This window comes from Spirillospora sp. NPDC049652 (genome assembly GCF_040675125.1).
Classification (GTDB): Bacteria; Actinomycetota; Actinomycetes; order Streptosporangiales; family Streptosporangiaceae; genus Spirillospora.
Genome location: NZ_JBFAOF010000377.1, coordinates 1 through 6,409 on the forward strand (window position 1 = coordinate 1; position 6,409 = coordinate 6,409).

Consider the following 6,409-nt stretch of genomic DNA (forward strand, 5'->3'; position numbering starts at 1 on the left):
GGCGCCGACCCCCCAGACCTGGCCGGCACGACCGGCCGGCGCCCCCGTCCGGCAGGGCCGGCGGGCGGTGCCGGCCCGCGTCGTGACCGGCACGGGCCGCCGGTCCGACCGGCCGGGACCGGAGACCGGCGGCCTGTTTAGTCCAAATAGTCCGGGTAGGACCCCGGTGCACGCACCGGGGCCCCATCCCCGGCCCCTCGCAACCCCCAAGGAGCTGATGAGATGACTGGGCCGATCGCCCAGCAGACTTCGGGCACCAACTACGTCCAGGGCGGCGGTGGCGGCGGCGGAGGCGGCCGCGGCGGCGGTCTGGCCGACGTGGTCGACCTGATCCTGGAAAAGGGTCTGGTCATTGACCTGTACGCCCGAGTCGCGCTGGTAGGCATCGAGATCCTCACGGTGGACGTGCGGATCGTGGTCGCGAGTGTCGACACCTACCTGCGGTTCGCGCAGGCCGTGAACCGGCTCGACATCGCGCACGACGGCACCGCGCAGGGCCTGCCGCAGTTCGTCGGCGGCATGCAGGAGTCCGGCGCCAAGCGCAAGACCAAGGGCGCGCTGAGCGGCGCGGGCGAGCGCATCAAGGAGACCCTCGGCGTCGGCGACGAGGACGAGGAGTCCGACTCCAAGAGCAAGCAGGGCGCCCGCCGTTCCAAGAAGGACCAGGAGGAGGACGACAAGTGACCACCCCGCAGGCCGAGTCCCAGACCGTCCCGCAGTACGTCTACGGCGTGACGCGCGCGGACGCGACGATCCCGGACGACCTGGCGGGTCTGGAGGACCAGCCGGTCCGGATCGTCTCGCACGACCGGCTCGCCGCGCTCACCAGCGACCTGCCGACCGGCCGGCCGCTCGGTCAGCGCGCCGACCTGATGGCGCACCAGCGCGTCCTGCAGGCGCTGGTGGAGGCGGGCGTCCCGGTGCTGCCGTTCCGCTTCGGAGCGGCGCTCGCGGGCGAGGACGCCGTCCGCGGCGAGCTGCTGGAGAGCAACGCCGACCGCCTCAACGAGGTGATCGAGGGCATCGACGGCCGGATCGCCGTCCGGGTCAAGGGCACCTACGACGAGGACGCCGTGCTCCGGGAGGTCCTCACCGACGAGCCGGAGATCGCCGAACTGTCCGCGCGGCTGCGCTCGGTCCCGGAGGAGGCGGCCGACGCCGTCCACTTCGACCGCGTGCGGCTGGGCGAGATGATCGTGCAGGCCCTGCACGCCCGCCGGGCGCAGGACGGGGAGCGGCTGCTCGCCGCCATCGCGCCGTACGCGCAGGCCGTCGTCGCCCACGACCCGGTCCGGGACGAGGACGTCATCGACGCCTCGCTCCTGGTCACCGAGGACAAGCGCGAGGAGTTCGAGAAGGCCGTGGAAAGCCTTTCCGAGGAGCACGGCCAGCGCATCCGGCTGCGGATGGTCGGCCCGCTGCCGCCCTACGACTTCGTCCCGGAGGGCTGATGGGCCTGTTCACGGGGCTGCTCACCCTCCCGCTGGCCCCCGTGCGCGGCGTCATGTGGCTCGCCGAGGTCCTGGAGGAGCAGGCCGAGGCGCAGCTGTTCGACCCCGGGCGCATCGCCGCCGAGATGCAGGCGGTCGCCGACGCCGTCGCCGCGGGCGAGATGACCGAGGACGAGGCCGCCGAGGCCGAGGAACGGCTGATCGCCCGCCTGCACGGGCAGGCGTGATGGCCGCCGCGCGCGAGGACGGGTCAGGCGGACCCGCCGCCGGACCGGCAAGCGGAACCGCTGCCGGTCCGGCCCGGCGGGGCCGCTCGGCACGCCGGGGAGCGGCGCGGCGGCAGGGGGCGATCAGAAGGAGAGCCGGGAAGAGACGGGTACGGAGGACCGCGATGAAGGCCGTTGAAGCCGCGAGGGAGGCCGTCGAGCAGCTCGTGGGCCTGACCGGCCGGGACGCCGAGGGGGTGGTCGGCGTGGAACGCTCGGGGGACGACGGCTGGATCGTCACGGTCGAGATCGTGGAGACCCACCGCATCCCCGACTCCGCCGACATCCTCGCCTGCTACCGCGTCGAGCTCGACGCGGACGGCGACCTCGTGAACTACCACCGCGCGCACCGGTACATGCGCGGCCACGTGGACGGACGCCACCGCTGATCCGGGCGGGAGGCGCGCCGTCCCTCGCGGCGCGCCCGGCCCCACCGACCACACGACCCCCACGGGAGGACGAACCGCCTTGAGCGACACGCCATGGACCGGGACGCGGAGCGCGTCGCCCGCCCGTTCCGTCTCCGCCGACCGGCAGAGCGCCAACCTCGCCGACATCCTCGAACGCGTGCTCGACAAGGGCATCGTCATCGTCGGCGACATCCGCGTGAACCTGCTCGACATCGAGCTGCTCACCATCAAGCTGCGGCTGCTGGTGGCGTCGGTCGACCGGGCGAAGGAGATGGGCATCGACTGGTGGGAGCACGACCCATCGCTGTCCTCGCGCGCCCGCGCCGCACCGAAGGCCGAGGTGCGCAGCGGGTCCCGGGACGACGAGGTCGGTTCCGGCGGCGACCGCGCCGAGCTGGAGGAGGAGAACCGGCTGCTGCGGGAGCGCCTCGCCGCCCTCGAAGCCGCGCAGGAGAAGGAGAAGTGATGACGACCGCACCCGGCGCCCCCGACACCGGCACTCCCGAGACCGGGGCCCGCGAGGCCGGCGCGCCCGGGACGGGCACGCCCGGAGCCGGCACCGCCGTCTACCTCTACGGGATGACGCGCGGCATGGACGCGTCCGCCCTGGACGGCGTCACCGGCGTCGCCGACGAGCCCGTGCGCGCCCTCGTCCACCCCGACAGCGGGCTGACCGCGCTGATCAGCACCGTCAGCCTCGCCCAGTTCGGCGAGCAGGCCCTCCGCGACAACCTGGAGGACCTGACCTGGCTGGAGGGCACCGCCCGCGCGCACCACCGGGTGGTCACCGACGCCGCGCGGCACGCGCCGACGGCGCCCGTCCGGATCGCGACGCTGTACCGCGACGAGCGGCGCGTCCTGGAGGTCCTGGAGCACGACCACCGGCGGCTGCTCGAGCTCCTCGACCGCGTCACCGGACGCACCGAGTGGGGGATCAAGGCGTACGCCATCCCCGAGGCCGTCGAGGGGACGTCCGGCGACGGCGAACCAGGGCCCGAGGCCGCGTCCCGTCCCTCCTCCGGAACCGCGTACCTGCAGATGCGCCAGGCCGCGCGGCGCTCCCGGCGGGCCCTGCAGGACCGGCTCGCCGAGCAGGCCCGCGCCGTGCACGCCGAGCTGGCCGACCACGCCGTCGCGTCCCGGCAGCACGCCGGGCAGGACTCGCGCCTGTCCGGACGGCACGAGACCCTCATCCTCAACATGGCCTACCTCGTCGACGACGAGCAGGCCGAGGGCTTCCACGAGGTCGCCCGCGCCGTCGACCGGCGGCTGCCGGGCGTGACCGTCGAGGTCACCGGCCCCTGGCCGCCCTACTCCTTCATCGACTCCGACGAGGCCACGCCCGCGCCGGCGCCCGGCGGGACGGCGGAGGGGACGCGCCGTTGAGCGCCCTGCTGGACACCGGCGAGCCGGGCGTCCCCGCCGAGCGCCTGGCGCTGGTCGACCTGCTCGACCGCCTCCTGGCGGGAGGCGTCGTGCTCACCGGCGACCTGGTCATCTCGATCGCCGGGATCGACCTGGTCCGCGTCGACCTGCGCGCCGTGATCACGACCGTTTACGACCAGCTCGTCGACCCGGGGGAGGCCTACCGATGAGAGACAGGACCCACGTCAGCGACCTCACCCGCGACGGCCTCGCCGACCTGCTGTCGGACAACGCCCCGGCGGCCCACCCGGTCCGCGCCCCGCAGCGGACGGCCCGCGCGCCCAGCCGGACGGCGCAGCGCATCGAGGCCGACCCGGAGAGCGTGGAGCGCGACCTGGTGAAGCTCGTCCTGACGCTGGTCGAGCTGATCCGCCAGCTGATGGAGCGGCAGGCGCTGCGCCGCGTCGAGGAGGGCTCGCTCACCGACGACCAGACCGAGAAGCTGGGCACGGCGCTGATGCGGCTGGAGGAGGCCATGGCCCATCTGCGCGAGCACTTCGACCTGACGCCCGAGGACCTCAACCTCGACCTGGGCCCGCTCGGCACGCTCCTGCCCGAGCAGTAGCCGCCTCCTCGCGCGGCGCGGGCCGCGCCCTGTGGCTAGTGGACGACGTCGAAGATGTTCTTCTGCAGGCCGTTGGAGTACACCTCGTGCTCGACCAGCTTCAGGTGCTGGGTGTCCTTGTCGGTGTCGCTGAACAGCCGCTTGCCCGCGCCGAGCAGCAGCGGGAAAACCAGCAGGTGGTAGCGGTCGATGAGGCCGGCGTCGGACAGCGCGTGGTTGAGGGTGGCGCTGCCGTGCAGGATGATCGGGCCGCCTTCGGACTTCTTCAGCTCGGCGACCTCGTCGATGGAGCGCAGGATCGTCGTGTCGCCCCAGTCGTCCACCAGGTCGTCCTCGGTGAGCGTCGTGGACACGACGTACTTCGGCATCACCTTGTACTGGGCGAACTCCGCCATCCCGGGCCAGACCTTGCTGAACGCCTCGTAGCTGGTGCGGCCCATCATCATCGCGGCCGCCTCCTCCTGCTCCCGGCCCTTGATCTCGTAGGCCTCCGGGACGAACTCGAGGTTCTTGAACGTCCAGCCGGAGTTGCGGTAGCCGGCCTCCCCGCCGGGCCCCTCCACCACGCCGTCGAGCGAGACGAAGGCGGTACTGATCAGAGTGCGCATGGGAAAGCTCCTGGATTTCTGTCCGGACGCCGCCGGAGCGGCGGATCTGGGTACCAAAGATCCCAGATCGGCCGGGAGCAGAGCAACATTCGCCCTGGCCAGAGCGGGTCAAGGGGTCACGGCTTGCGGCCGACCGCGGCGTACAGGGCCGCCTCCCGCGGGTCGGCCACGGCCGTTCCGGGGGCGGGACGCCACTGCGAGGTGAACACCAGGCCGGGTTCCACCGGCTCGGTGCCGGCGAACAGCCGCGCCACCTCGTCCCTGGACCGGGTGTGCAGCGAGGCGGACGCGCCGTCGTAGACGCGGCGGACCTCGCGGGTCAGCTCGGGCGCGAGGTCGGCGGTGCTGTGCGTCACCGCCAGGAAGCTGCCGGGGGCCGTCCGGTCGAGCAGCCGCGCGACGATCGCGTGCGGGTCGTCCTCGTCGGGGACGAAGTGCAGGATCGCCAGGAGCAGGACGGCCACGGGACGGGAGAAGTCGATCAGCTCCCGGACCTGGCCGTCCGCCCAGATCGCCTCGGGGTCGCGCAGGTCCGCCTCGACCAGCGCCACGTTGTCGGTGCTGCTCAGCAGCGCCCTGGCGTGCACGGAGACGATCGGGTCGTGGTCGACGTAGACGACGCGCGCGCCCGGTAGGCGGCGTTGCGCGACCTCGTGCACGTTGTCCCGTGTGGGCAGTCCGGTGCCGATGTCGAGGAACTGGTCGACGCCCTGCGCGGCCAGGTACTCCACGGCCCGCCGCAGGAACGCGCGGTTCTCCCGCGCGGCGGTGACGCTGTGCGGCGCGACCTTCAGGATCCGCTCACCCGCGTCGCGGTCCGCCGCGAAATTGTCCTTGCCGCCGAGCAGCCAGTCGTAGATTCTGGCCGGGCTCGGCCGCGATGTGTCGATTCCGGTCGGCGCCCATTCGTCAGCCATCAGACCTCACCCCGTCAGCCTTCGGACCACCCGTCGAACCCCCCCGGCGTCCCGACCCCGCCAATGCACGGACGCCCCGCCGTGCAAGGTGCGGACGGGCTGTCGCGCGAGGCGGGGATACCCCGCCGCGCGGACATGGAACGCGCCTTTCACGTTATCGGCGCGGCGCTTCTTACCAAAGGGTTTTCGGGGCCGGTGTGGCGCAGTTTCTCTAACGCGGCGGCCGTTCTGGGAAACTGCTGGAAACCGGCCCTTTCACTGCCGAGGGCCATGCCTCGACTACCGCGGGTATCCGAAACTCTCGTTGCCTGGGAGGCGGGCAGGGGCGGCGCTTCGGCCGTCAGAGGTAGAGGCCGGTGCCGTGCTCGGGGCGCTCGCTGGCGATGGCGTGCAGGTCGCGCTCGCGCATGACGAGGTAGTCCTCGCCCTGGATCTCCACGACGTACTGGTCCTCGGGGTGGAACAGGACGCGGTCGCCGACCTTGACGGTGCGCGCGTGGTGGCCCACGCCGCAGACCTCGCCCCAGCTCAGCCGGTTGGACTGCTCCACGGTGGCGGGGATGACGATGCCGCCGGTGCTGCGGCGCTCCCCGCTCTCCTTCTCGACCTTGATCATGACGCGGTCGTGGAGCATCTGGACTTCGAACTTGGCCTGGTCGGACACCCTTCGGAAGATACCAGTTACGGCAGGTCCGTCCGTCCTCGCGTCAGCAGGCGGGCGGGATGGAGGCGATGGCGAGCGCCACGGTCGCCAGCGGCGCGGCGAC

At 72.6% G+C, this 6,409-nt stretch carries 11 protein-coding genes; 8 read left to right on the forward strand and 3 right to left on the reverse strand.

Features of this window, described 5'->3' with window-relative positions:
• Positions 1-222 precede the first annotated feature (222 nt).
• From gvpJ to AB0J52_RS22555, 8 genes are all read left to right on the forward strand, one after another.
• Positions 223-684 (forward strand): gas vesicle protein GvpJ, encoded by a 462-nt coding sequence (gvpJ, locus tag AB0J52_RS22520; protein WP_500183875.1) that lies wholly within the window; start codon positions 223-225, stop codon positions 682-684.
• Entirely contained in the window at positions 681-1,451 is a 771-nt protein-coding gene (locus AB0J52_RS22525) for a GvpL/GvpF family gas vesicle protein (protein WP_500183876.1), read from the forward strand. Before gvpJ ends, AB0J52_RS22525 begins: the two co-directional genes overlap by 4 nt.
• Positions 1,451-1,678 (forward strand): gas vesicle protein GvpG, encoded by a 228-nt coding sequence (locus tag AB0J52_RS22530; protein WP_500183878.1) that lies wholly within the window; start codon positions 1,451-1,453, stop codon positions 1,676-1,678. Before AB0J52_RS22525 ends, AB0J52_RS22530 begins: the two co-directional genes overlap by 1 nt.
• Positions 1,678-2,106, forward strand: a complete 429-nt coding sequence (locus AB0J52_RS22535; protein ID WP_500183880.1) for a gas vesicle protein GvpO — start codon at positions 1,678-1,680, stop codon at positions 2,104-2,106. The genes AB0J52_RS22530 and AB0J52_RS22535 overlap by 1 nt, the downstream gene beginning before the upstream one ends.
• Positions 2,107-2,185: 79 nt before the next feature.
• A complete protein-coding gene (locus AB0J52_RS22540; protein ID WP_500183882.1) occupies positions 2,186-2,593 on the forward strand; it encodes a gas vesicle protein in 408 nt (135 codons plus the stop codon).
• The gene (locus AB0J52_RS22545; protein WP_500183883.1) at positions 2,593-3,513 is read left to right on the forward strand and encodes a GvpL/GvpF family gas vesicle protein; all 921 of its coding nucleotides are present in this window, start codon (positions 2,593-2,595) and stop codon (positions 3,511-3,513) included. Before AB0J52_RS22540 ends, AB0J52_RS22545 begins: the two co-directional genes overlap by 1 nt.
• The gene (locus AB0J52_RS22550) at positions 3,510-3,722 is read left to right on the forward strand and encodes a gas vesicle protein (protein WP_500183885.1); all 213 of its coding nucleotides are present in this window, start codon (positions 3,510-3,512) and stop codon (positions 3,720-3,722) included. Before AB0J52_RS22545 ends, AB0J52_RS22550 begins: the two co-directional genes overlap by 4 nt.
• The gene (locus AB0J52_RS22555) at positions 3,719-4,117 is read left to right on the forward strand and encodes a gas vesicle protein K (RefSeq protein WP_500183886.1); all 399 of its coding nucleotides are present in this window, start codon (positions 3,719-3,721) and stop codon (positions 4,115-4,117) included. The genes AB0J52_RS22550 and AB0J52_RS22555 overlap by 4 nt, the downstream gene beginning before the upstream one ends.
• Before the next feature lie 35 nt (positions 4,118-4,152).
• On the opposite strand, the gene AB0J52_RS22560 is transcribed toward AB0J52_RS22555, so the two are convergent.
• The 3 genes from AB0J52_RS22560 to AB0J52_RS22570 form a co-directional block, all read right to left on the reverse strand.
• Positions 4,153-4,725, reverse strand: a complete 573-nt coding sequence (locus AB0J52_RS22560; RefSeq protein ID WP_500183888.1) for a dihydrofolate reductase family protein — start codon at positions 4,723-4,725, stop codon at positions 4,153-4,155.
• Between the two features lie 116 nt (positions 4,726-4,841).
• Entirely contained in the window at positions 4,842-5,642 is an 801-nt protein-coding gene (locus tag AB0J52_RS22565; protein ID WP_500183889.1) for an SAM-dependent methyltransferase, read from the reverse strand.
• Positions 5,643-5,982: 340 nt separating this feature from the next.
• On the reverse strand, positions 5,983-6,276 hold the full coding sequence (locus AB0J52_RS22570) for a GroES family chaperonin (RefSeq protein WP_500183891.1): 294 nt from the start codon (positions 6,274-6,276) through the stop codon (positions 5,983-5,985).
• Between the last annotated feature and the right edge of the window lie 133 nt (positions 6,277-6,409).

Coding starts and splice junctions, on each gene's coding strand:
- AB0J52_RS22535 (WP_500183880.1), top strand. CDS start 1,678: ATGGCCGCCGCGCGCGAGGACGGGTCAGGCGGACCCGCCGCCGGACCG.
- AB0J52_RS22555 (WP_500183886.1), top strand. CDS start 3,719: ATGAGAGACAGGACCCACGTCAGCGACCTCACCCGCGACGGCCTCGCC.
- AB0J52_RS22560 (WP_500183888.1), bottom strand. CDS start 4,725: ATGCGCACTCTGATCAGTACCGCCTTCGTCTCGCTCGACGGCGTGGTG.
- AB0J52_RS22565 (WP_500183889.1), bottom strand. CDS start 5,642: ATGGCTGACGAATGGGCGCCGACCGGAATCGACACATCGCGGCCGAGC.
- AB0J52_RS22530 (WP_500183878.1), top strand. CDS start 1,451: ATGGGCCTGTTCACGGGGCTGCTCACCCTCCCGCTGGCCCCCGTGCGC.
- AB0J52_RS22570 (WP_500183891.1), bottom strand. CDS start 6,276: ATGCTCCACGACCGCGTCATGATCAAGGTCGAGAAGGAGAGCGGGGAG.
- gvpJ (WP_500183875.1), top strand. CDS start 223: ATGACTGGGCCGATCGCCCAGCAGACTTCGGGCACCAACTACGTCCAG.
- AB0J52_RS22545 (WP_500183883.1), top strand. CDS start 2,593: ATGACGACCGCACCCGGCGCCCCCGACACCGGCACTCCCGAGACCGGG.